Origin of the sequence: Streptomyces niger (genome assembly GCF_000718305.1) — a bacterium.
Lineage (GTDB): Bacteria > Actinomycetota > Actinomycetes > Streptomycetales > Streptomycetaceae > Streptomyces > Streptomyces niger.
This window is the reverse complement of record NZ_JOFQ01000026.1, coordinates 11,958-34,865: the sequence shown is the minus strand read 5'-3', so window position 1 is coordinate 34,865 and position 22,908 is coordinate 11,958. Positions and strand designations below refer to the sequence as shown.

The following is a 22,908-nucleotide window of genomic DNA, read 5'->3' as shown; positions in this document are numbered from 1 at the left end:
CTACCCGCGGCCCGGCTGATCACCCGTGGGCATACCGATTGGCGAAGCACCCCCCTGCTTGCGCTAATGTATGTGTCGCAGCGAGCGCACGCCGTCCGGGAGCCCGGACCGGAGTGCATTCGAGGCACACAGAGCAATCCCCTGTAGCTCAATTGGCAGAGCAGCCGGCTGTTAACCGGCAGGTTACTGGTTCGAGTCCAGTCGGGGGAGCGCAGTCCCCTGTAGCTCAATTGGCAGAGCATTCGGCTGTTAACCGGAGGGTTACTGGTTCGAGTCCAGTCGGGGGAGCAGCAGGAGGAGGGCCCCGCGAGGGGCCCTCTTTCATGTCCGGATCCGGTTCGGTCCCCGGTCCGCCACGCGGCCGGCATCGATCGCCCAGGAATCGAACACCCGGACCACTCCAAAGAGTGATCCTCTGGGTGGAACCGAACGGTGGGTGATCGCGGTCTTCACGACCGCACGCGATGGTCCGCTCTGCGCTCGGCAGCCACCCGCTCGGGCAGCAGATCGTATGAGCGGCTATGCTGCGGCAGACGGCGCGCACAAATGTGCGCGGCGCGCCGTGACGGGGGCGGTAGCTCAGCCGGTTAGAGCAGCGGACTCATAATCCGTCGGCCGTGGGTTCGAGTCCCACCCGCCCCACCACAGCAAAATCGATGTGACCTGCGAGGACGTGGGCGGAGGGTTCGTCCCTACTGCTGCGACCTGCGGTTTTCGAGAAGGCGCCCCGGTGGGGCCCTTCGGATCCTCGGACTCTTGGGGCCCTTGCTTGAGGGGCCCGCGGTCCCGCGGCAGGCATCTCGTCCGCGCCGAACATCCACTCGCCGCCGTCACCACCTGACGGCAGGGCCGGGGATGTTACTCACCTCACAGAAGCGCCCACGGCCGCAGCCGCCACGAGGCCGCGCCGGCTGAGCGATTCGCCCACGAGCTTCCCCAGGGCTTGGTCGCCGCTCCTCTCGGGAAGCTTGCGTCCTCCATGCCCGCGTGAACCGTGCCGGCCGGCGTCATGCCGAGGTTGGCCTTGCGGTGGGGGAGCCGGGTGTGCAGTGTTCACCGGATGGATCACCGCAGGCCAAAGGGGGGTCCGGGGCCTGTTTGTCGGGAGCGGGGTAGATTGAGCACCGGGCAGCTCTGGCTCAACGGTGCGTCGTGTGCGGTCCAAGACTTGATGCGGTGACACACAGGGGGCCAGGTGTTCAGCAGATTGTTCCGGCGTGGCGTGGGGCGTTCCTCGGCTGCGGACGAGGACCGGCGGCGGGACGCGGAGTTGAGGGCGCACAGCCGCTGGCTGATGCGGCAGCTCGCGCCTCCGCTGCCGCTCGGGGCCACCAAGCTGTGCGAGCTGCTGGCCGAGCAGCGCGGTACGCCGATCAAGCTGCTGGAGTGGGACCTGCCGGCCGACGGCCCGTTCGGGGTGCTGATCTCCCGTCAGGACGAGGACGTCATCGTCTACCAGGCGAAGACCACCAAGGCGCACCAGGAGCACATCATCCTGCACGAGGTCGGCCACATCGTGGCCTACGACCTGGCGGGGGAGCGGCCCGAGCGGCCGCAGTTGCGCAACTGCTACTCGGACCGGGACGAGCGGGACGCGGAGATCGTCGCCTCCACGCTCATGCACCAGGCGATGCTGATGCAGCGGCAGGCGCAGCGGTACGGGCTCGACGAGCCGTGGCGGCCCTCCGTCTACGGCAGCCTCGCCTTCGAGGACGGGCTGACGTAGCCGGAGGGCGGCAGGGTCGCTAGGGGACCAGTACCAGCTTGCCGCGGAAGCCGCCGCGCTCCAGGCGCCGGTGGGCCTCGGCCGCTTCCTCGAAGGGGAGCACGGTGGTCTCCTGGCGGGGGCCGGCGCCGCCGGCCGCGGTGTCGGCCACGCTCACCAGGTCGTCCCGGTCCAGCTCCACGCTGATGAGGGTGTACGCCACGTCGGGGCGGCTCGCCGGGTCCGGGGCGCTGAACGGGGTGATGGTGAGGAAGGCGCCCTGCGGGCGTACGGCCTCGAACAGGTCGGGCGCGCCGCCGGCGTCGATCACGATGTCGTAGGCGCGGCTCTCGATCTGCGCCAGGTCGGTGAGCACCGCGCCGTCGGCCGGGCGCCCGGAGCGCCGCTCCTGCCATGCGGACCGGTCGGCGGGGCGGACGAGCAGGTCGGTACGGGCCGACTCCTCGTCGAGCAGGCGGGCCGCGAGGTGCCCGCCGACGCCGCCCTGGGCCCCGATCAGCAGGATGCGCTTGCCGTGCCGGTCCGGGGTGCTGCGCAGCAGCTGCGTCGCGGTCACGCCCGCCAGCGGCAGCGTCGCGGCGTCCGTGAGCGGCACGCCGTCCGGTACGTGCGCCACGTACTTCGGGTCGAAGGCCACGTACTCGGCCATGCTGCCCACGCCCGTGCCCAGTTGGGCGGTCATCGCGAGCACGCGGTCGCCGGTGCGGAAGCCGGAGCCCGCGGGGGCGTGCGCGACGGTGCCCGCCAGGTCCCAGCCGAGCACGGCGGGCAGGGAGGTGGGTATCTGGCCCGAACGCGTCGCCAGGTCCACCGGGTTGACGGCGGTGGCGGCCGTCTTGATCACCAGGCGGTCCGCCGCGTCCGGCTCCGGCAGGTCCAGGACCTCCAGGACCTCCGGTCCGCCGGTCCGTGTGATGCCGACGGCCCTCATGCGTCGCCCTCCTCGCGTGCCGGCTTCGCCGACTTCTTCGGGTCGTCCAGCACGTCCATGATCGACAGAAGCTGCTCACGCAGTTCCGGGGTGAGCTGGCCGGCGCGCATCGCGATCGAGCGCACCTGCCGGTCGGAGAGCGCTTCGGCCCACTCGTCCTTCTCCTCGGGGGCGGCGGGCGGGGTCGCCTCGGAGATGAGTGCGCTCACCGACACCGGCAACGTCATCTCCCGGGACTGGAAGTAGCGCACGAGCGCCGAGAGCACGCTGACCGTCGGATTGGTCTGCGAACCGTTGCGCAACGCCGTCAGATAACTCCGGGAGATCGTGACGTCGTGGCTCGGGTCCTGCGAGATCGCCTGGGCGACTTCGGAGGTGGTGGGTTCACGCAGGCGGCCCACGGCATCAGCCGTGGCGGCATCCGCGAACCAGGCATTCAGACGTTCTGCCAGCGTGGCCATGCGGTCGACCTTCCAGGGGGTTCCGGCGACTCAGGGGTGGCGGCGGTGAGGCGCGGGGCGGCTCAGCCCATGGGGAGCGCGCTGTGCGGTCTCGCATGTGTCGACAGCGTCGTCTCCTTACCTATGAGCCTAACACGCGCGTCACCCAACGGGCCGTGCTGCTACTATATTCGACACCACGCTGGTCATGGCGTCGCCTGTTCAGTGATGTGGCATCGATTTTTCACGGAGGGGACATGCAGAGCGGTACTCAGTTCACCCAAGGGCTCCGGCTGGCCATGGACAACGGTCCGGCCTGGACGGTCGAGGCCGTGCGCCAGGTGCGCTACCACGTCATCAGCTCCGACCACCTCTTCTCGCCGGACAACAGCACGCTGCTGACCGGCTGCCCGGACGCCCCGCTGCGGTCCGGGGAGCGCCGGCTCGTCGTCATCGACGAGAACGTGGACGCGCTCTACGGCGCGCGGATCCGCGAGTTCTTCGCCTGCCACGACATCGAGATCACGGTGCTCCCGCTGCGCGCCGACGAGACCGTGAAGCAGTTCGACGCCGTGTCCCGGGTCGTCGACGCGATGAACGACTTCGGCATCGACCGCCGCCGCGAGCCGGTCCTCGCCATCGGGGGCGGGGTGCTCACCGACATCGTCGGATTCGCGGCGAGCCTCTACCGGCGAGGCACCCCGTACATCCGCATCCCCACGACGCTGATCGGCCTCGTCGACGCGGGGGTCGGCGTCAAGACGGGGGTCAACTACGAGACCGGCAAGAACCGGCTGGGTACGTACGCGGCGGCCACGGCCACCTTCCTCGACCGCTCGTTCCTGCGCAGCCTGGACCTGCGCCACATCAGCAACGGCCTGGCCGAGATCCTGAAGATGGCGCTGATCCGCTCGGAGGAGCTCTTCGAGCTGCTGGAGAGGCGCGGCCCCGCGGTGCGCGCCGACCGCTTCCAGGGTTCCACCGGCGACCTCGCCCAGGCCGCCGACGCGATCGTCGCCGAGTCCATCCACCTCATGCTCGAGGAGCTGCAGCCCAACCTGTGGGAGTCGGCGCTGGAGCGCTGCGTGGACTACGGGCACACCTTCAGCCCGACCATCGAGATGCACGCCCTCCCCGAGCTGCTGCACGGTGAGGCCGTCGTGATCGACATGGCGCTCACCACGGCGCTGGGCACCCTGCGCGGTGACGTCGACCAGGCCCAGGCCGACCGGATCTTCTCCGTCATCCACGCGCTCGGACTCCCGCTGTGGAACGACGTGCTGGACGACCCGAGCCTCCTGGAAGCGGCGCTGCGCGACACCGTGCGCCACCGCGACGGCCGGCAGCGCCTGCCGTTGCCGGTCGGCATCGGGGGCCACCGCTTCGTCAACGACGTGACCGGCGCCGAGCTGCGCGCGGCGACAGAGCTGCTGCGTCGTTGCGCCCGGAACGTGGCGCAGGGCGCCCCGGCCGAGGTTCTGGTGGGCGCATGAGCACCCCGGAGCGGATGCCCGAGCGGGCGGTGGTGGTCGGCGGATCGACCGGGATCGGGCGGGGCGTCGCCGACGCCTGGGCCGCGGCCGGCGTCGAGACCCACGTCTTCAGCCGCAGCCGGCCCACCGGTGACGGCGGCGACCGGCTGATCTGGCACCGGCTGGACTTCCGCGACCCGGAGCAGGCCAAGGAGGCCCTGCGTACCGGTATCCCGGAGCGGGTGGACCTGGCCTGCTACTCCGCCGTCTACTTCACCTCCCGGCGTGAGCCTTTCATGCAGGTCAGCGAGGCCGACTGGCTGGACCAGTTCGCGGTCAACGTGCACGGCCTGTCCGCGACGCTGCGCGCGGTGCTGCCGGCGCTGCGCACCGCGGGTCCCGGCATGTTCCTGCACATCTCCTCCGAGGTCGTCTACAACGCCGGGCCGAACCGCGCGGGTTACGCCGCCACCAAGGCCGCCGCCGACTCGCTGATCCGGTCGGTCGCGCAGGAGACCGACCCTGCCGAGACGACGTTCGTGCAGGCCATGCCGGCCGGCATGGTGGACAGCCCCGGTATCCGGGCGCGCCGGTCCGCGGACTTCGACTACAGCGGCTACATGTCCCCGGCCGCCTTCGCCCCCCTGGCCGTCGAGCTCGCCCGCACCCGAGGCGTGCCGTACGCCGGCGACGCACTCGTCGTGCACGAGGACACCACCTGGTCGTCCGTCGCGAAGGACCTTCCCGTGTCCCAGTCGCGTCCGCTCGCCGACGCCCGCGCGTAGCCGGCCTTTCCGTAGGTCACCGGCCCGTCCGCTGACCCTTTCCCAGGAGTAACCCTTGCCTCAACTGCACGCGGCAGCGCTGCTGTTCGACATGGACGGCACCCTCGTGGACTCGACCGCACTGGTCGAGTCCACCTGGGCCGGCTTCTGCGAGCGGCACCAGCTCGATCTCGCGGAGGTGCTGGCCTTCGCGCACGGGCGCCCCACCCGGGAGACCGTGCGCCGCTTCCTCCCCGACCCCGACGAGGCGGCGGCGGAGACCCGGCGCCTCGTCGCGCACGAGGAGTCGGAGACCACCGGCATCACGGAGGTCCCCGGTGCCCGCGCGCTGCTGACCGCGCTGCCGGCGGACGCCTGGGCCGTGGTCACCTCCGCCGGCCGCCGGCTGGCGGAGGTACGGATGGCGGCGGCGGGGCTCCCGCTGCCCGGCATCCTGGTGAGCGCGGACGACGTGACCCACGGGAAGCCGGACCCGGAGGGCTATCTGCGGGCCGCCGCCGCGCTCGGCTGTTCGCCGGAGGACGCCGTCGTCGTCGAGGACTCCGGCGCCGGGGTGCGGGCCGGGCTCGCCGGCTGCGGACGCACCGTGGTCATCGGCGGCCTCGACGCGTACGACGACGTGGCTCCGCGCTGGGCCGACTTCCGCGGGTTCCGGGTCGCCGCACCGCAGTCGGGGCGGGCCGGGGTGATCCTGGACGTGCCCGAGCCGGTCGCCGCAGGAGGGGCGGTCCGGTCGTGACACGAGCCAGCACTCCGCTGCGGGACGCCCCGAAGGACCGCCGGACCGCCCCCGGGGCACCGGCGGCCACCTTCGCGGCGGACATCGGCGGCACCTGGGTACGGCTGCGTACCGGCGGGCAGGACGCGCCGGTGGAACGGCTGCCCTCGCCCAGCCGCCTCCGTCACCCGGACCGCTCCACCGCCCGGCTGCGCGCCGACATGGTCGAGCTGCTGAGCGACCGGGCCCCGGCCGGCGCCCGCGCCGCCCTCTCCTTCGGCGCGGCCATCGACCACCTCACCGGCACCGTCTACGGATCGGCCCCGCTGTGGGGTGCCGAGTCAGCACCGTACGACCTGGCCGCCGACCTGCGGCGGCGCCGGCCCGACGTCACCTGGCACCTCGTCAACGACGTCACCGCCGCGCTGCTGGACTTCGCCGCCGTGCACGCCGGGCCCGGCACCCGCCGGGTCGCCTACCTGACCGTGAGCAGCGGCATCGCCCTGCGCATCGCGGACGTGGAGCGGACCCGGATCCCGGTCGACGCCCGGGGCCTGCAGGGCGAGGTCGGCCATCTGCCGGTCCCGCTCACCGACCCCGGCGCCGACGTCCTGGCGGGCCTGCCCTGCGAGTGCGGCGCGACGGACCACCTCGCCTCGATCGCCTCCGGGCCGGGCCTCACCCGCGCCGCCCATCGGCTCGGGCTGCCCTGGGCCGAGCAGGTCGCGGACCGGCTCCCCGGCGCACTCGCCGCGGGCGACCCCGACGCCCGGCGGCTGCTGGAGCTGTGTGCCGCCCCGGTCGCCCAACTGCTGCGCACCCTGTGGTGCCTCGACCCGCACCTCGACCTCATCGGGATCGGCGGGGGAGTGGCCGAGGGGCTGGGCGGCCACTACGCGGCCGAGATCCGCCGCCGGCTCGCCGCCGCCACCTCCTACGCCGACCGGGGCCACGACGACGCCTGGCTCGACGACCGGCTCGTGTTCTGCGCGCCGGGGCAGGTGGACCCGCTGCGCGGGGTGCACCGTATCGGCGACTGGCTCCCGGGGGTCACCCGATGAGCGCCACGACCCACCGGGTCCTCGTCCGCCGGCCGGCCGACCGTTCAGGGCGCACCCTGGTCGAGGTGGCCGAGGTGCGCACGCCGCGGCTCGACCCGGGCGACCTCCTCCTCGCGCCGACGACCGTCGGCATCTGCGGCACCGACTGGCAGATCCTGCGCGGGCTGCGCGACGACCCCACCCCCGTCCTCGGACACGAGGGCGTCGGGTACGTGGTCGAGCCCGGCGCTTCCGGGCTGCCGACGGGCACGCCGGTCACCGTGAACCCCACGCATCCGCACGACCCCTCCTTCCTGCTCGGCCACAACCTCCCCGGACTGTGGGCGGAGCGCACCCGCATCCCCGCCTCGGCCGTACGCGCCGGACTGGTCGTCCCGGTGCCCGCCGACGCCGCACAGCCGCGCGTGGCCGCGCTCGCGGAACCGCTCGCCTCCGCCGTGTACGGCGCGCAGCTCGCGCGCCACACGGTGCGCCCGGCGGCGCTGGTCGTGTGGGGCGACGGCATCGTGGGGCGGCTCGCGCGCGACCTGTGGCGCACGGAGCGACCCGAACTGCACACCCTTCTCATAGGGCACGGTGAGGACGCCGTCGACCCCCGCGCCGCGGACCTCCCCGGGCTGCTGGCGGACCTGCCCTCACCGGTCGTCGCCGTGCTCGCCACGCCGCGTACCGGTACGCGGGAGGCGCTGACCGCCCTGGACCGGTACGTGCCGGGCACGCTCCTGGTCGACGTGCACGCCGGGGTGGAGCCGGGGCCGATCCCGCTGACCGCGGGCGACCTCGACGTCGCCGCGATCCGCGCGGCCCACTGCGGCGGCGCCCCGTGGCCCCCGCGGGTCGAGGAGTTCGCCCGCCCGCACGGCAGGCTCCTGCTGTGCGGCCACCGCGGCGTCTCCGGCGACCACCTGCGGCGAGCGATCGACCTGCTGCGGACCACCCCGGACCTCGGTGCCCAGGTGCTCACCCACGAAGTCGGACTGGAGGAGGCGGCCGACCTCGTCAACACCGTGCTGACCTCGGGCACGCGCCGCGTCGACGGGCGCCGGGTGCTCAAGGCCGCGGTGCGTACCGGGAGCCGGCCGTGAGCGCGCCGGCCACCGCGGTCCCGGCCGGGCTCGCCGTCGCCGCGCCGCAGTGGCGGATCGACCACGACCGCCGGGCGGCGGCCCACGCCGCCCTCGCGGCGGGCGCCGACCAGCTGCACCTGGACTACGGCGGCGCCCACCGCGGCCCGCCGCTGAGCGATCCCGCCGCGCTGCGCGCTGCCGAGGCGGTGGCCGGGGAGATCCCGGTGCCCGTACTCGCCGTCAACCACCTCAACGACATCGGACTGGCGGACGAGCGGGGCACCGCGAACCCGGCCGCCGCCGACCTCCTGCTGCGCGCCCTGGACCGCGCCCTGCACCTGGGCGTCGCCGTGCTCCACGTACCAGGGTTCCGGCGCAGCCTGCCGGCCACCACCGGCCTGCGCGCCGGAACGGTCCAGGCGCTGCGCACCGTGTGCGACCAACTGGCCGGGACGGACCTGCTGGTCGCCTACGAGTCGCCGCTCGGCCCGTACGAGTCCCTCGCGCTGGCCCGGGCGGTGGACCGGCCGGCCCTGCGCCTGGTCCTGGACACCGGCAACCTGCTCGACGCGGGCCTGCAGCCGCTCGCCTTCGCCGAGGCGGTCGCGGGAGCCGGGCTGCTGCTGCCGGCCCTGCACGTCAAGGACGGCTCCCGTACGACGGCTCCCGCCGCCGACGACCTCCCGGCCCTGCTGCGGCGCTCCGGCGCTCGCTCGGTGCTCGTGGAGAACGACTACCGGGAGGCCCCCGGCCGGCTGCGCGCGGACATCGCGCTCTGCCGCCGCGCCGCCGAAGAAACCCGCCATCCCAAGGACACACCGTGAAAGCCATCCAGCTCACCGCCCCCCGTACGCTGTCGGTCACCGAGACCGCACCACCGGAGCCCGGCCCCGGCGAAGTCCTCGTCCGGGTGGGCCTGCTCGGCCTGTGCGGCACCGACCTCGGCTTCTTCGACGGCAGCAGCAACTACCTGCGCGACGGCCTGAAGAGCTACCCCTTCGTCCTCGGCCACGAGTGGATCGGCACCGTCGTGGGGACCGGCTCCGGCACCGATCCGGAGCTGCTCGGCCGACGCGTGTCGGGCCACAACTTCCGCGTCTGCGGCCGGTGCACGCACTGCCGCGCCGGACGCATCCGCTCCTGCCCGGACCGCAGCGAGATCGGGGTGCTCGGCCCCCGTCCGGGCGCCGGCGCGCAGCTGATCACCGCGCCGGTGGACACCCTCACCGGGATCCCCGACACCCTGTCCGACGCGGCCGGCGCCCTGCTGGAGCCGACCGCCGCCGCGGTGCACGCCGTGGACCGGCTCGCCGTGACGGCCACCGACCGCGTCGCGGTGCTCGGCGCGGGCACCCTCGGGCTCGCCGCGGCCCAGGTGGCCCGCGCGATCGGCGCGGACACCGTCGTCCTCGACCCGCACGCCCCCGCCCGGGAGTTGGCCGCCGAGCTGGGCCTGCGCGCCCAGGCAGGGCCGGCCGAGGGAGATGAAGGGGCCTACGACGCCGTGATCGAGGCGTCGGGTGCCGAGCCGGCGGTCCGTACCGCCGTCCGCCTGGTCGCGGGGGGTGGACGCATCGCCCAACTGGGCACGCCGCACCACGCCGTGGACGGGTTCGACGTGGCGGGTCTGGTGATCCGTGACGCGACGCTGCACGGCGTGCTCTCCGGCATCGGCTACTGGGACCGGCTCGTCGCCCTCGTCGAGTCGGGCGCGGTGAACCTGGACGCCCTCGTCGACCGGGTCTTCCCGCTGGACGAGCTGGACGCCGCCTTCGCCCGTCTCGCCGACGGGACCCGGCGCCGTCCCAAGGTCCTCGTCCGGATCGCCCCGGCGCCCGCCGCGGACGGCCCGGCATGAGGGGCACGGCAGTGGCCCGGGAACGGATCGACGCGTCGACGGCCGCGCGCCTGACCGTCCTGGCGAGCGCCACCTTCGTCTACGTCACCTTCGAGGTCTTCCCCGTCGGGCTCCTCCAGGACATCGCCCGCAGCCTCGACGTCTCGGCCGGCCGGGTGGGGCTGCTGATCAGCGGGTACGCCGTGGTCGCCGCCCTCGTCACCGTGCCGACGGTCGCGTTGGCCGCCCGGGTCTCCCGGGGCACGGCGCTGGTGGTCTCCCTCCTCGTCCTCGTCGCCGCCGAGGTGCTCGCGGCGGCCGCGACCGACTTCTCGACGATGGTGGTCAGCCGGGTCGCCGCGGCCCTGACGCACGGGGTGCTGTGGTCGCTCATCGCCCCGGCCGCGGCCACCCTGGTGCCGCGGGAGCGGGTGGGCACCGCCACCGCGGCGGTGTTCGGCGGTTCGACGCTCGCCGCGATCGTCGGCAGCCCGGGGACCACGCTCATCGGCGAGCTGATCGGCTGGCGCGCCACGGCGCTGGTCCTCGCGGCGGCCACCGTCGCCGTGACCCTCGGACTGGTGTGGGCCCTCGGGTTGCGCGGCCGCGCCCCGCGGCCGACGGCCGAAGAGCCGCAGGGGCCGGCTGAGTCCGCGCAGGGGGCGGTGCCCTGGCCGCGGGTGCTGGTCCTGTGCGCCGTGGCGGTGGTGCTGATCACCGCCCACTTTCTGAGCTACACCTACTTCGCCGTCCTCGTCACCGACATCACCGGCACCTCCGCCGCAGTGGTCGCGCTGCTCGCGGCCTTCGGGCTCGCCGGGGCCGTGGGCACGTATCTGGTGGGCCGGTACAACGACACGTCCCCGCAGCGGGCCGCGGTCGTGACCATCGCGGTGTTCGCCGTGGGCGTCGGGCTGCTGGCGCTCGCGCCCGCACTGGGCAGCTACCCGGTGCGCAGCGCGGCGGCCGCGGTCGCCGTCGCCCTGTGGGGCGGCGCGTTCGCCGCTGCCGGGCCCGTCTTCCAGACGGGCGTGATGCGGCTGGCCGGCAAGGACGCCGACCGCGCCTCCTCGGTCTACGTCACCGGCTTCCAGATCGGGATCGCCGGTGGCTCGGCGCTGGGCGCCGCTCTGCTGAGCCACTCGTCGCTGTGGCTGCCGGTCACCTCCACCGCACTCGTGGCGGTGGTGCTGCTGGCGGTCCTGGTACGGCGCCCGGTGCCCGCGGCCGACGAGCCGGGGGACCGCCGGCCGGAGCTGTGTCCTCAGGAGCACTGAGGCCTCCTGAAAAGCAGCTTGCTCATATAATGGCAGCTGTGCTTCTATAAGTGACCCGCGCCGGCCCCGGCCGTGCCGATCACCCCCTACTGCTCCACCCAGGAAGGCAATTGAGATGCCCCACACGTCCGTCGACAGCGCGACCGTTCACTACCGCACCGAGGGAGAGGGCCCCGGGCTGCTCCTGGTGCACGGCACCGGCGCCACCGGTGAGACCAACTACGGCCATCTGGTCAAGGAGTTCACCGACCGGCACACCGTGATCCTTCCCGACTACGCGGGCAGCGGTGACACCGTCGACGACGGCAGCCCGCTGGCGCTGGAGCACCTCGCCGACCAGGTGCTCGGCGCCGCCGACGAGGCGACCGACGAGCCCGTCGACGTCGTGGGCTTCTCGCTCGGCGCGCTCATCGCCGTGATGGCCGCCGCCCGCCGCCCCGAGCGGGTCCGCCGGCTGGTGCTGGTGGCCGGCTGGGCCCGCAACGACGACCTGCGCAAGCGGCTGGGCTTCACCCTCTGGCGCCGGCTGGCCGACCTCGACCCGGAGCTGTACTCGCACTACATCAGCCTGCTGCTCTTCACCCCGGGGTTCCTGGCCAACCTGGACGCGGAGACGTTCGACGCGGCCGTGGGCGGCGCCGAGGTCAACGAGGGCACGCTCCGGCAGATCGAGCTCGGCCTGGAGGCCGACATCCGCGAGCTGCTGCCGAAGATCGGCGTCCCCACGCTGGTCGTCGGCTGCCGCCACGACCAGCTCGTCCCCGTCGAGCACTCCCGGGAACTGCACGAGGCCATCCCCGGCAGCAGCTACCTGGAGATCGAGAGCGGTCACCTCGTACCGGCCGAGGCGCCGGAGGAGCTGGTGACCAGCATCCGGAACTTCCTGGCCTGACCCCCGCGGCGCGGGCGCAGGAGCGGCCCCCGCCACTGCGCCCCGCCCGCCGCGCCCATCCGAGCCGAAGGATCGCAGCCCGCCCATGGCCACGCACCAGACCACCCCGACCCAGCTCATACCGCCGTCACCGTCGACACCCGGGCCCGTGGACCCCGCCGGCCCGGCCTCGGCCGCCGACGCGCCGCGGATCGGCGGCCCGTCGGTCCGGCTGCCCTCCCTGACGGGCCTGCGGTTCCCGGCAGCGCTGCTGGTCTTCCTCTTCCACCTCTCCCTGCCCGCCCACTGGCTCATGGCCGGCGACGCCAACGACACCCTCTTCGCCCGCCTGGTCGAGCAGGCCGGCGGCCTGGGCGTGACCTTCTTCTTCGTCCTCAGCGGCTTCGTCCTCGCCTGGTCGGCGCGCGACGGGGACCCGCGGACCTCGTTCTGGCGCCGGCGGTACGTGAAGATCGTGCCCAACTACCTCGTCGCCTGGGCGCTCGCGATGCTGCTGATCGCGGCCGGTACCGCCCCGTGGCGGTCGGTGGCCACCTTCTTCATGCTCCAGTCCTGGGTGCCGGACTACGACACCAACTTCAGCGTGAACTCCCCCGGCTGGTCGCTGTCCACCGAGGTCTTCTTCTACCTGTGCTTCCCGCTGCTCTTCGCCGGAGTGCGGCGCATCGCCCCGCAGCGGCTGAAGTTCTGGATCGTGGGCGTCATCGCCGGGGTGTGCGCCACCCCGTGGCTGGCCACCACCTTCATCCCCGCGGGCGACGTCTACATGTCGAACGAGCCCGGCGTCTCCGGGCTCCACCTCTGGTTCGCCTACGTCTTCCCGCCCGCCCGGCTGCTCGACTTCCTGCTCGGCATCCTGGTCGCCCGCGCCGTCATGCTGGGCCGCTGGCGCAACATCGGCCTCGCCTGGTCCGGCCTGCTGCTCGTCGCGAGCTATGTGATCGCCGAACTCCCCGGCGTGCCCTACCTGTTCGCGCAGCGTGCGGTGTGCCTGGTGCCGTGCGCGCTGCTGATCGCGGCCGGCGCGCTGGCGGACGCGGCGGGCCGGCCGACCCCCTTCCGGGGCCGCGCGATGGTCTGGCTCGGCGAAGTCTCCTTCGCCTTCTACCTGTTGCACTTCGTCGTGCTCTCCGAGGCGCGCAACCTGCTCGATGCCCGGCTGGCGTCCGGCTGGGCCGTGGTCGCCTTCGCCGCCGCCGAGTGCGCCGTGTCGATCCTGCTCTCCTGGGCGATGTACGCCTGGGTCGAGAAGCCGCTGGTACGCCGCTGGGCCCGCAAGCGGGCCAAGACCCCCGACCTCGCCGCGGCCGCCTGACCCGGCCACCGTCCGATTCCGCGCCCCCGCACCCCGCGCGACCGCTGCGCGCGGGGTGCCCGCCCTGCACGACCGAAGGTGCCCCATGCCGTTCCGACTCGCCGCCCTGATCCTTGCGATCTTCTGCGTCGGCACCGCGGAGCTGTCGCCCAGTGGCATGCTGGACGACCTCTCCGCCGACCTCACCGTGAGCCTGGCCATGGCCGGCCTGCTGGTGACCGCGTACGCGTTGACGATGGTGGTCGGCGGCCCGCTCGTCACCGCGCTCACCACGCGCGTCCGCCGCAAGCTGCTGCTGGTGGGACTGCTGGCCGTCTTCGTCCTGGGCAATGTCGTCTGCGCCCTGGCGCCGAACTTCGGTGTGCTGCTGGCCGGCCGGGTGCTGACCGCGGTGGTGCACGGCACCTTCATGGCCGTGTGCGTCGTCACCGCGGGTGCCATGGTCGGCGAGGGCAAGGGAGGCGCCGCCGTCGCGGCCACCCAGCTCGGCATCAACCTCGCCACCGTCCTCGGCGTACCCATGGGGTCCTTCCTCGCCCAGCACTACGACTGGCGGGCCCCGTTCGGCATCGTCGCGGCGCTGGCCACGGTGGCCATCGCCCTCGTCCTCGCCTGGGTACCCGACACCCCCACCCCGACCGTGACGGCGGCCCACGAGGCCCGGGTCTTCCGCCGCCCGAACGTCTGGGGCACCGTGGGCGCCACCGTGCTGTGCTCCGGCGGCATGTTCACCCTGATCACGTACATGGTGCCGCTGCTGACCGGCGTCGGCCACCTCCCGCGGCACTGGGTGCCCGTCGTGCTCCTCGCCTACGGCGTGGGCTCCATCGTCGGCAACCTGCTCGGCGGGCGGTACGCGGACCGCGGCGTCGACCGGGCGGTGGGACAGCTGTCCTGGACCCTGGTGGCCGTCTGCCTGCTCGTCTGGCTCCTCGCCCCGTACGCGCTCGGCGGCGCCGTCGCCCTCGTGCTGTTCTCGCTCGCCACCTTCGCCCTGATCCCCGGCCTCCAGACCAAGGTGCTGACCGAGGCGGCCGACGCGCCCACCCTGTCGCTGACCGCCAACATGTCCGCCTTCGGGCTCGGCGCCGCGCTCGGGTCGTGGCTCGGCGGCCTGTTCACCGATTCCGTCTTCGGCACCCGCGCCGTGCCCCTCGCCGCCGCCGCGCTCACCGCCGGAGGTGCGCTGCTCGTGCTCGGCCTGCGCCGCGCGGCCCGCCGCGCCCCGGCCGACCCCACTCCGCACGCCCACCCCCTCGCCGTTTCCACCGCCAAGAGATGAGCCGTCGTGACCGCACCACTCAACGCCCCGCCCGGCCAGGAGCCCGGCCGGAGACCGTCCGGTGAGCACCCCGCCCGTACCGCCACGGAGACCTCGTCCGGACGCCCGGCACCCCTGCCCTCGCTGACCGGCCTGCGGTTCATCGCGGCAGTCCTGGTCTTCTTCTTCCACTCCTCCTTCTTCGATCCCCTGACGAACCCCTTCGGCGACCGCGGCGTGGCCGAGGGATTCCAGTGGCTGTTCAGCAAGGCGGGCTGGATGGGGGTGTCCTTCTTCTTCGTGCTGAGCGGCTTCGTCCTGACCTGGTCGAGCCGGCGGGACGACACGGTCGTCGGATTCTGGCGCCGTCGACTGCTGAAGATCTTCCCCAACCACGTCGCCGTGTGGGCCCTGGCGATGGTGCTGTTCGCCGGGGCTGCGACTCCGCTGACCGCATGGCTGCCGAACCTGTTCCTGGTCCACTCCTGGTTCCCGCAGCACGGCATCTACATCAGCGTCAACGCGCCGAGCTGGTCCCTCTGCAGCGAGCTGCTGTTCTACCTGCTCTTCCCCTTCCTCATCGGGCCGGTGCGGCGCATCCGGACGGAGCGGCTGTGGGCGTGGGCCGGTGCCATGGTCGCCGGCATGGTGGCCCTCGAAGTCGCCGTCGACCTGCTGGTGCCGGCGCAGCCGCGTACCCCCGAGGGATTCCCGATCTCCTCGCTGCAGTTCTGGCTCGGCTACAACTTCCCCCCTGGCCGCCTCTTCGAGTTCGTCCTCGGCATGCTGCTGGCCCGGCTGGTCCTGGCGGGCCGGTTCCCCCGCGTCCCCCTCGCCGGCGCGCTCGCGCTGGCGGTGGCCGGCTACGCGCTGGCGCTCAACGTGCCGTTCCTGTACGGGTTCACCGTGGCCACCATCGTCCCGGTCGGCGTGCTGGTGTGCGCGGTGGCCGTGGCCGACCTCCGCGGCGAACGCACCGCGCTGCGGGGCCGCGTGATGCAGTGGCTGGGGGAGGTGTCCTTCGGCTTCTACCTCGCCCAGTACGTGGTCCTCTACTACGGCCGGACCCGGATCCTGCACAACGAGACCTACGGCCTGCTCGGCGGCGTGCTCGAACTGCTCGTCCTGCTCACGGTCACGCTGGCACTCGGCTGGCTGCTGATGGTGTGCGTCGAACGCCCCGCCATGCGGTGGGCCCGGCCCCGCACGCGCACGCCCCGGGCACCGGCCGGACGAGTCGTCGTCTCGCCCGTCCGGGTACGCACAGGGGCGGCGCCCACGCCGGCCGAGGATGGCGGGTCGGACCCGGTGCCCGCGGCCTGAGGCGGTACCGGGCCGGGGCGGGCGCCGGGGGGCGGGCCCCGGCCGGGCCGGGCGCGGTCCTCAGCCGCGGGCGGCGCGCGCGGCCTTCCCCGCCGTACCGGAACGCAGCTCCCGCAGCCCGCGGGAGAGCGCGATCAGGTCGCCCAGATCGCCTTCGTAGTCCGCGTCGTGGTTGTCCCCCAAGGTCGCGAAGACCGACGGCGCCGGCGTCACCGCATCGGCCCGGTCCGCCTCGCCGCGCAGCCGCAGGGCCCGGTCGACCAGGTGCACCAGGCCCTGCCCGGCGGCCGGCGGAGCCGTCCCCCGGGCCGCTTCCTCCGGCACCGCCGCCTCCTCCGAGGCACGGTGCAAATAGGGGCTGAGCCGCGTGAGGCCGTCCCGGCACTCCACGTACCGGCGGTACACGGCCGAGGTGTAGTCCAGGCGCGGCAGCCACCGGTGCTCCCGCGGCTGGTCCAGCACCAGCTCCGGGTAGAAGTCCACGAGTCGCCGCCACAGCTCCTCCAACTCGCGGAACCGGGCCCGGTGGACGGCGCGCTCCCGGAAGAACTGGGCCGCACTCGCGAAGCACGGCAGGCTCAGCCCGACGCACACCACGATGGTCGCCACCTGCCCCAGGAGGAAGATGTTCGCGTAGGTGAGGGGATGCCCGTATCCGCGGCACCCCCGGCAGTTGACCCACAGCATCCGCAACGCGCAACTGAGGGAGAGCCCGAGGAGGCCGGCGGAGACGGCGCTCAGGGACACCCGGAGCAGCGGCCGGCCGCGCCGGGCATGCCGGGCGGCGAGCACGGCGCACGTCAGATAGCCGAAGGCCAGATAGGCGCCGCCGATGTCGTAGAACGCGCGCACCCGCCAGTCGTCCAGATAGGGCAGCGCGAAGGTGTGGTTGCGCAGGTGGGGTGGCAGCAGCATGGTCACGGCGACCATCGCCGTGAGGCAGCACAGGCAGAACACCACCTCCCACCTGCTCCACAGCGTCCGGCGCTGCAGGGGGTGCTCGCACAGGAAGCCGATCATGAGGCACAGCCCGGACAGGATGGCCACGTTGTACGCGAGCTTCGTGAACCCGGTGCAGAACAGGCCGTCCAGCAGCGCCGGATCGGACAGTTGGCCCAGTACGTTCCCCATGCCCAGCAGGAACAGCGACAGGCACAGGTGCAGTCGCATGGGAGCGCGGAAGCGTTGCCGGATCAGCAGCGGAAGCGTCCACACCGTGCCACCGAGCAACGTGACGATCGCCAGCAGGTTGACGTTCTTCACATCAGCCAACCACGCGCGCACGGCTGCGGCACGGGGCGTCGAGAAGCCCGCGTGAGCCGCGCCTTCGAAGCGCCCCGCCGAACTATCGCCGCGCCGGCGACTCCGGCGCAGCACTCCTGCCTCACGTGGCGTCGGGCGCGCGAGGTGCCCCCACGGCACTCCCCTGCATCCCGCATCCGTCGACCGAACACGCGTCCCCCTTGTTGCAGAGCCATTCCCAGGACTGCATCACGACGCGCCATTGAGCCCATGCCGACCAGGGAAGCAACCTACGGCGGCCCCGCGGCGAGCGGCAAACTCACCCGTCGCCACCCACCGCGGTCCGCTGTGCCTCTCCTCCCGCCGGCACGTCCCGGCGCAGCAGGTCCTCGTAGGTCTCGCGGCGGACGACCTCGCGGGCCGTGCCGGCGTGGCAGAAGACCACCGGAGGGCGGCGGGCGCCGTTGTAGTTGTTCGAGAGGGAGTAGCAGTACGCGCCGGTGACCGGTACGGCGATGACGTCGCCGGGGCGCGGGTCGCGCAGCGGTACGCCGCGGATCAGCGTGTCGCCGGACTCGCAGTGCCGACCCACCAGGTCGCAGGGGTCGCCGCCGCCGACCCGCGTGGCGACCGTGGCTTCGAAGCGCTGCCCGTAGAGCATCGGCTCCAGGTTGTCGCCCATGCCGCCGTCGACCGCGACCAGCGTGCGCGGGCCCGGCTTCACCGTCACCGCGCGGTAGAGCGTGAGCGCGGCGCCCGCCACGAGGGAACGGCCGGGCTCGATGAGCAGACGGGCGCCCTTCGGGAGCCGCGTGCGGGCGGCATCGGTCAGGGTGCGGACGTACTCCTCGACGCTCGGCGGGGCGTCGTCGTAGGTGTAGCGCACGCCGAGGCCGCCGCCGAGGTCGTACACCGCGTGCTCGCCCAGTTCGCCGAGGGCACCCAGCGCCTCGACGGCCCGGGCGAAGGGCGCGGTCTCCAGCAGTTGCGAACCGACGTGGGCGTGCAGCCCCTCCAGGCGCAGCCGGTCGCTCGCCCGTATCCGGGCGGCCGCACGGACCGCGTCCGGAACCGCCAGGCCGAATTTCGAACCGCGGTGCCCGGTGGCCATGGCGGCGTGCGTGTCCGCCTCGACCTCCGGGATCACGCGGAGGAGGACGCGCTGCTCCGCGCCCGCGGGCACGAGGCGCTCCAGGCGGTCGATGTCGTCGTGGTTGTCCACCACGATCGTGCCGGCGCCCGCCTCGACGGCCATGGCCAGTTCCTCCTCGGTCTTGGCGTTACCGTGCACGACGAGGCGGGCCGGGTCGGCACCGGCGGCGAGCGCGGCGGCCAGTTCGCCGCCCCCGGCCACGTCGACCCCCAGCCCCTCCTCGGTCAGCACGCGGATCACCGCCGTACAGGGGAACGCCTTGGAGGCGAAGACGGCTTGGCTGTTCGGCCAATGCGCGGCGAGGGCCCGTACGTACTGGCGGGCCCGCTCGCGCAGGGCCGCCTCGGACACGATCACGGCGGGCGTCCCGAACCGCTCGGCGAGGTCGGTCAGCCGGCAGCCGCCGACCACCAGCTCGCCGTCCCGGTCCAGGTGGGAGCCGGGTGGAAAGAGCCCTACGAGGTCGGCGGCGGGGGCCGGCGCGGGCCGGTCGGTCACGGTCACGGGTGCGGGCTCCTGTCACTGCGGCGGCGGGATACGGCGATCTGCGCGGCTATCGTGGCAGCCCGCACGGGGCCGGGGCCCCGGCCGATCGACACAGGAAGCGAGGGGGCCGTTGTCCGATCCGACAACGCGGGCTGAGGCATCGGGGGTGCCGGGTGAGGCGTCGGGGACGGCGGGTGAGGCGGCCGTAACGGCGGCCGGCACGGCGTTTGCTGCGTCTCACACGCCTGCGACTGCGCCTGCGGGTGCGACTGCGCCTGCGGGTGCGACCGCGACTGCGGGTGCCGATGCGAGTGCGGGTGCGGGGGTGGCCGGTGCCGCGGCGAACGGTGCTGCGGTGGACGGGCCGCTCGGAGGGCCTGAGCCGTGGGGGGAGCGGGCCGCCGGCACGTTGCGACTGCTCGTCGAAGGGGCGCCCGGTGTGCTCGTGCGCGTGCCGACCGCCCCCGCCGGCCTGGACGTCCCGGTACGCGGCACGATGATCCACGACCCCGGCGACCCGCTGCCGCCCGCGCCCGCCGCCGTGCTGCTGCTCGTCGGTACGGACGTGACGGACCCGCGGGCCTGCACGGTGGTGCGGCAGGCGGCCGAGCGCGGGTTCACCGCCGTGGTGGTCAAGGAGCGCGGCCAGGACCCGGCGCGGCTGATCGAGACGGCCGACGCGTGCGGGATCGCGGTGCTGACGGCCGGGGACGCGGTGCCCTGGCGGCAGGTGGACGCGGAGCTGAGCTGCGCGCTCGCGGCGTACGGGATCGGCGGCGCGGCCGGCGCGGCACCGGCCGGCGGCGCCGAGCTGTTCGCGCTCGCGGACACCCTCGCGGCCGTGGCCGGCGGCTCGGTGGCCATCGAGGACCTCGACCAGAACGTCGTGGCCTACTCCAAGGTGTCCGGCCAGCGCATCGACGCCCTGCGGGAGCGGGGCATCCTCCAGCGCCGGGTCCCGGACATCCCCGCACAACGCCGCCAGTACCGCGAGGTGCTCGCGGCGCCCGGCGTCGTCCGCTTCCCGGCCCGCGGCGACGAGCTGGCGCGCGCCGCCGTCGCGGTACGGGCCGGGGCACTGCCGCTCGGCACGCTCTGGGCGATCGAACCGGCCGACGGGCTGTCCGACGAGGCCGCCGCCGCGCTCCGGGACGCCGCCCAGCTCGCCGCACCGCACCTGCTGCGGGCGCTGCACTCGCCGGAGACGGAACGCCGGCTGCGCCGCGATGCCTTCCGCGCGGTGCTGCACAGCGCGGGGCTGCACGGGGCGGTGCAGCACGGCGCGGGGCTGAACGGGGCTGGACTGCACGGCGCGGGGCTGAACGGCGCGGGTCCGCCCGCGGACGAGGCGGCGGTGCGGCTGGGGCTGCGGCCGGGCGAGGAGTTCTGTCTGGCGGCGTTCGCGCCGGAGCCGGGCGCGGGACCGTCCGGTGCCGCGCTGCTCGGCCACCTCGAAGCGGTCCTGGTGCGGCACTGCGCCGCGCACCGGGAAGCGGCGACCGTGGCCGCCACCGTCGACGCCGCGTACGTGCTGCTGCCCGGCACCGGGGCCGCGGCGGCCCGGCGGTTCGCCGACGCGGCGCTGGCCGTCGTCCGCCCGGCGGTCGGGGACGGCGTACGGGCCGCGGTGACCCGCCCGCACACCGACCTGCTGCAACCCGCCGCGCTGCGCCGGGAAGCGGACGACGTCCTGCGCGCGACGGCGGCAGCGGTCCGTCCCGCGAACGGGGCGCCGGCACCCGCGGCCACGGTCGACGACGTACGCCACCGCATCCTGCTGGACCGCCTCGGCGACGAGCTGGACCGGGCCCCCTGGCTCCGGCTGCCGGGCGTCACGGCCCTGCTGGCGCACGACCGCGAGCAGGGCACGGACTACGCGGCGACGGTCCTGGCATGGCTGGCCGAGGTCGGCGACGTGGCCGCGGCCGCCGCCCGCCTGACGGTGCACCCCAACACCCTGCGGCACCGCCTGCGCCGCGTCCGCGAACTGTTCCCCCTGGACCTGGACGATCCGGACGTACGGCTGGCGGCGTGGCTGGACCTGAGGCGCACGGCGTCGGTACCGCTGCCCGCGAGCGCGCGCCGGCCGTGACCGCCCGTTCCGGGCCGCGGCGGTGACCCGCGGCGGTGACCCGCGGCGTCCGGAGCCTCAGCTGTCGAAGTCGACCGTCAGGGTGTCGGAGGCCGGGAAGGTCTGGCAGGTGAGGACGTAGCCGGCGTCGATCTCGGAGGTCTCCAGGGCGAAGTTGCGGCGCATGTCCGCCTCGCCGTCGCGGATCAGCGCGCGGCAGGTGCCGCAGACGCCGCCCTTGCAGGCGAACGGGACGTCCGGGCGGGCCTGTTGGGCGCCGTCCAGTATGGCGCGGTCGCGGGGGAGCGGGGAGGTGGTCGTCCGGCCGTCGAGGGTGATGGTGACCTCGCTGACCGGTCCGTCGGCCGCGGCCTCTTCGTGCCGCGCCTCGCGCACCGGCTCGTCGTCGGCGTAGAACAGCTCCTGGTGCACGCGGTCCTCGGGCACGTCGAGGCCGGACAGCACCGCTTGCGCGTCGCGGACCATGCCGTGTGGGCCGCACAGCCACCAGTGATCGGCGTCGGCCACGTCGACCAGCGAGCCGATGAGCGCGGCGAGGCGGTCCGCGTCCAGGCGGCCGGAGAGCAGCTCGGCCTCGCGGGGCTCGCGGGAGAGGACGTGGCCCAGCTGGAAGCGGGTGGGAAAACGGTCCTTCAGGTCGGCCAGCTCATCGGCGAACATCACCGTGGCGGTACGGCGGTTGCCGTAGAAGAGCGTGACCCGCGAGGCCTCGTCGGCGGCCAGCACGGACGCGGCGATGGAGAGCATCGGGGTGATGCCGGAGCCGGCCGCGATCAGGACGTGGTGGCCAGGGACGGTGAGGTCCGGGGTGAAGAAGCCGGTGGGCGCCATCACCTCGACCGTGTCCCCGGGGCGCACATCGTTGACCAGCCAGGACGAGAACAGCCCACCGGGTACGACACGGACACCGATGCGCGGCGTCGCGCCGGCCGGGGCGCAGATGCTGTACGAGCGGCGCTCGTCCCGGCCGTCGATCTCCCGCCGCAGCGTCAGCGACTGGCCCGGCGCGAACGCGAACTCCCCGGCCAACTCCTCCGGTACGTCGAAGGAAACGGCCGCGGAGTCCTCGGTCAGCGGCTCGACGGCGGCGACGCGGAGGGAGTGGAACGCCGGGCGCCGGCGGGCCGGGGCCGCCGCCGGGGCGGAGGAGGCGGGCGCGGTGGGGGCGGTCATCAGATCTCCTTGACGTGCTCGTACGGTTCCCGGCAGCTGCGGCAGCGGCGCAGCGCCCGGCAGGAGGTGGCGCCGAAGCGGGAGACCTCCTCGGTGTCGGCGGAGCCGCAGCGCGGGCAGGGCACGGCCCGGCGGGTCGGCGAGAGGTCCAGCAGGACCGGGCCCTCCGGATGGCGCGGGGCCGGCCCCGGCGGGGCGATGCCGTGCTCGGCGAGCTTGCGGCGGCCCTCCTCGGAGATCCAGTCCGTCGTCCACGGCGGGTTCAGCACCGTCTCGATGCGGACGTCCGCATACCCGGCGGCACGCAGCCGGGCCGCGAGCGTCGCCCGCATCTCGGCCATGGCCGGGCAGCCGGAGTAGGTCGGGGTCAGGGTGGCGGTGACCGAACCGTCCTCGGCCACCTCGACACCGCGCAGCACGCCCAGTTCGGCGAGGGTGAGCATGGGCAGCTCGGGATCGACCACCTCGCGGGCGACCCGCTCGGCGTGCGTCACGGGGGCCTCCGCCGCTGTGCGCAGGGCCGCCCCGCCCGCGGCCGTGCCCACCGCGACGGCGTGCGGTGCCGCACGGTGAGCAGCGCTGCGGTGGGCCGCGTTGCTGTCGGGTGTGGTGCGGTGGGCAACGGTGCTGTCGGGTGTGGTGCGGTGGGCCGCGGCG

At 74.0% G+C, this 22,908-nt stretch carries 20 protein-coding genes and 3 tRNA genes; 17 read left to right on the top strand and 6 right to left on the bottom strand.

Features of this window, described 5'->3' with window-relative positions:
• The first annotated feature begins 137 nt into the window (after positions 1–137).
• From IF20_RS32470 to IF20_RS32455, 4 genes are all read left to right on the top strand, one after another.
• Positions 138–210, top strand: a tRNA-Asn gene (locus IF20_RS32470).
• Positions 211–215: 5 nt separating this feature from the next.
• Positions 216–288, top strand: a tRNA-Asn gene (locus IF20_RS32465).
• A 280-nt stretch (positions 289–568) separates the two neighbouring features.
• A tRNA-Ile gene (locus IF20_RS32460) sits at positions 569–645 on the top strand.
• Between the two features lie 550 nt (positions 646–1,195).
• A complete protein-coding gene (locus IF20_RS32455) occupies positions 1,196–1,726 on the top strand; it encodes a hypothetical protein (protein WP_052869006.1) in 531 nt (176 codons plus the stop codon).
• A 19-nt stretch (positions 1,727–1,745) separates the two neighbouring features.
• On the opposite strand, the gene IF20_RS32450 is transcribed toward IF20_RS32455, so the two are convergent.
• Together IF20_RS32450 and IF20_RS32445 are read right to left on the bottom strand one after the other, a co-directional pair.
• Positions 1,746–2,657 (bottom strand): NADP-dependent oxidoreductase, encoded by a 912-nt coding sequence (locus IF20_RS32450; RefSeq protein WP_052869005.1) that lies wholly within the window; start codon positions 2,655–2,657, stop codon positions 1,746–1,748.
• Positions 2,654–3,118 carry a hypothetical protein gene (locus IF20_RS32445; protein ID WP_052869004.1) on the bottom strand — a complete coding sequence of 155 codons (465 nt, stop codon included), beginning with the start codon at positions 3,116–3,118 and terminating at the stop codon, positions 2,654–2,656. Before IF20_RS32445 ends, IF20_RS32450 begins: the two co-directional genes overlap by 4 nt.
• 236 nt (positions 3,119–3,354) lie before the next feature.
• On the opposite strand from IF20_RS32445, the gene IF20_RS32440 reads away from it, so the two are divergent.
• The 12 genes from IF20_RS32440 to IF20_RS32385 all read left to right on the top strand — a co-directional run bounded on the left by IF20_RS32440 (position 3,355) and on the right by IF20_RS32385 (position 16,105).
• Complete coding sequence (locus tag IF20_RS32440; protein ID WP_052869003.1) at positions 3,355–4,590, top strand: sedoheptulose 7-phosphate cyclase; 1,236 nt, start codon at positions 3,355–3,357, stop codon at positions 4,588–4,590.
• On the top strand, positions 4,587–5,354 hold the full coding sequence (locus tag IF20_RS32435) for an SDR family oxidoreductase (protein ID WP_110944752.1): 768 nt from the start codon (positions 4,587–4,589) through the stop codon (positions 5,352–5,354). Before IF20_RS32440 ends, IF20_RS32435 begins: the two co-directional genes overlap by 4 nt.
• 55 nt (positions 5,355–5,409) lie before the next feature.
• Positions 5,410–6,093: an HAD-IA family hydrolase gene (locus IF20_RS32430; protein WP_052869002.1), complete on the top strand. Its 684-nt coding sequence runs from the start codon at positions 5,410–5,412 to the stop codon at positions 6,091–6,093.
• Complete coding sequence (locus IF20_RS32425; RefSeq protein ID WP_234426908.1) at positions 6,090–7,133, top strand: ROK family protein; 1,044 nt, start codon at positions 6,090–6,092, stop codon at positions 7,131–7,133. Before IF20_RS32430 ends, IF20_RS32425 begins: the two co-directional genes overlap by 4 nt.
• Positions 7,130–8,218 (top strand): alcohol dehydrogenase catalytic domain-containing protein, encoded by a 1,089-nt coding sequence (locus IF20_RS32420; protein ID WP_052869001.1) that lies wholly within the window; start codon positions 7,130–7,132, stop codon positions 8,216–8,218. Before IF20_RS32425 ends, IF20_RS32420 begins: the two co-directional genes overlap by 4 nt.
• The gene (locus tag IF20_RS32415; protein ID WP_052869000.1) at positions 8,215–9,024 is read left to right on the top strand and encodes a sugar phosphate isomerase/epimerase family protein; all 810 of its coding nucleotides are present in this window, start codon (positions 8,215–8,217) and stop codon (positions 9,022–9,024) included. Before IF20_RS32420 ends, IF20_RS32415 begins: the two co-directional genes overlap by 4 nt.
• On the top strand, positions 9,021–10,058 hold the full coding sequence (locus IF20_RS32410; RefSeq protein ID WP_052868999.1) for a zinc-dependent alcohol dehydrogenase: 1,038 nt from the start codon (positions 9,021–9,023) through the stop codon (positions 10,056–10,058). The genes IF20_RS32415 and IF20_RS32410 overlap by 4 nt, the downstream gene beginning before the upstream one ends.
• The gene (locus IF20_RS32405; protein WP_234426907.1) at positions 10,055–11,314 is read left to right on the top strand and encodes an MFS transporter; all 1,260 of its coding nucleotides are present in this window, start codon (positions 10,055–10,057) and stop codon (positions 11,312–11,314) included. Before IF20_RS32410 ends, IF20_RS32405 begins: the two co-directional genes overlap by 4 nt.
• Before the next feature lie 115 nt (positions 11,315–11,429).
• The gene (locus IF20_RS32400; protein WP_052868997.1) at positions 11,430–12,206 is read left to right on the top strand and encodes an alpha/beta fold hydrolase; all 777 of its coding nucleotides are present in this window, start codon (positions 11,430–11,432) and stop codon (positions 12,204–12,206) included.
• A gap of 85 nt (positions 12,207–12,291) precedes the next feature.
• Positions 12,292–13,521 carry an acyltransferase family protein gene (locus IF20_RS32395; protein ID WP_052868996.1) on the top strand — a complete coding sequence of 410 codons (1,230 nt, stop codon included), beginning with the start codon at positions 12,292–12,294 and terminating at the stop codon, positions 13,519–13,521.
• An 85-nt stretch (positions 13,522–13,606) separates the two neighbouring features.
• On the top strand, positions 13,607–14,803 hold the full coding sequence (locus tag IF20_RS32390; protein WP_052868995.1) for an MFS transporter: 1,197 nt from the start codon (positions 13,607–13,609) through the stop codon (positions 14,801–14,803).
• A gap of 6 nt (positions 14,804–14,809) precedes the next feature.
• Positions 14,810–16,105, top strand: coding sequence for an acyltransferase family protein (locus IF20_RS32385; RefSeq protein WP_110944750.1), 1,296 nt, complete (start codon positions 14,810–14,812; stop codon positions 16,103–16,105).
• A gap of 60 nt (positions 16,106–16,165) precedes the next feature.
• Here IF20_RS32385 and IF20_RS32380 read toward each other — a convergent pair whose 3' ends face one another.
• Positions 16,166–17,368: an MAB_1171c family putative transporter gene (locus IF20_RS32380; RefSeq protein ID WP_052868993.1), complete on the bottom strand. Its 1,203-nt coding sequence runs from the start codon at positions 17,366–17,368 to the stop codon at positions 16,166–16,168.
• A 298-nt stretch (positions 17,369–17,666) separates the two neighbouring features.
• Positions 17,667–19,004 carry a diaminopimelate decarboxylase gene (lysA, locus tag IF20_RS32375; protein WP_199896854.1) on the bottom strand — a complete coding sequence of 446 codons (1,338 nt, stop codon included), beginning with the start codon at positions 19,002–19,004 and terminating at the stop codon, positions 17,667–17,669.
• A gap of 337 nt (positions 19,005–19,341) precedes the next feature.
• Between lysA and IF20_RS40245 the strand changes: the two genes are divergently transcribed.
• Complete coding sequence (locus tag IF20_RS40245; RefSeq protein ID WP_234426906.1) at positions 19,342–21,078, top strand: PucR family transcriptional regulator; 1,737 nt, start codon at positions 19,342–19,344, stop codon at positions 21,076–21,078.
• Positions 21,079–21,135: 57 nt separating this feature from the next.
• Here the strand turns inward: IF20_RS40245 and paaE are convergent, their stop codons facing one another.
• The gene (paaE, locus tag IF20_RS32365; protein WP_052868990.1) at positions 21,136–22,251 is read right to left on the bottom strand and encodes a 1,2-phenylacetyl-CoA epoxidase subunit PaaE; all 1,116 of its coding nucleotides are present in this window, start codon (positions 22,249–22,251) and stop codon (positions 21,136–21,138) included.
• On the bottom strand, positions 22,251–22,769 hold the full coding sequence (gene paaD, locus IF20_RS40240; protein ID WP_234426911.1) for a 1,2-phenylacetyl-CoA epoxidase subunit PaaD: 519 nt from the start codon (positions 22,767–22,769) through the stop codon (positions 22,251–22,253). Before paaD ends, paaE begins: the two co-directional genes overlap by 1 nt.
• Positions 22,770–22,908 lie beyond the last annotated feature (139 nt).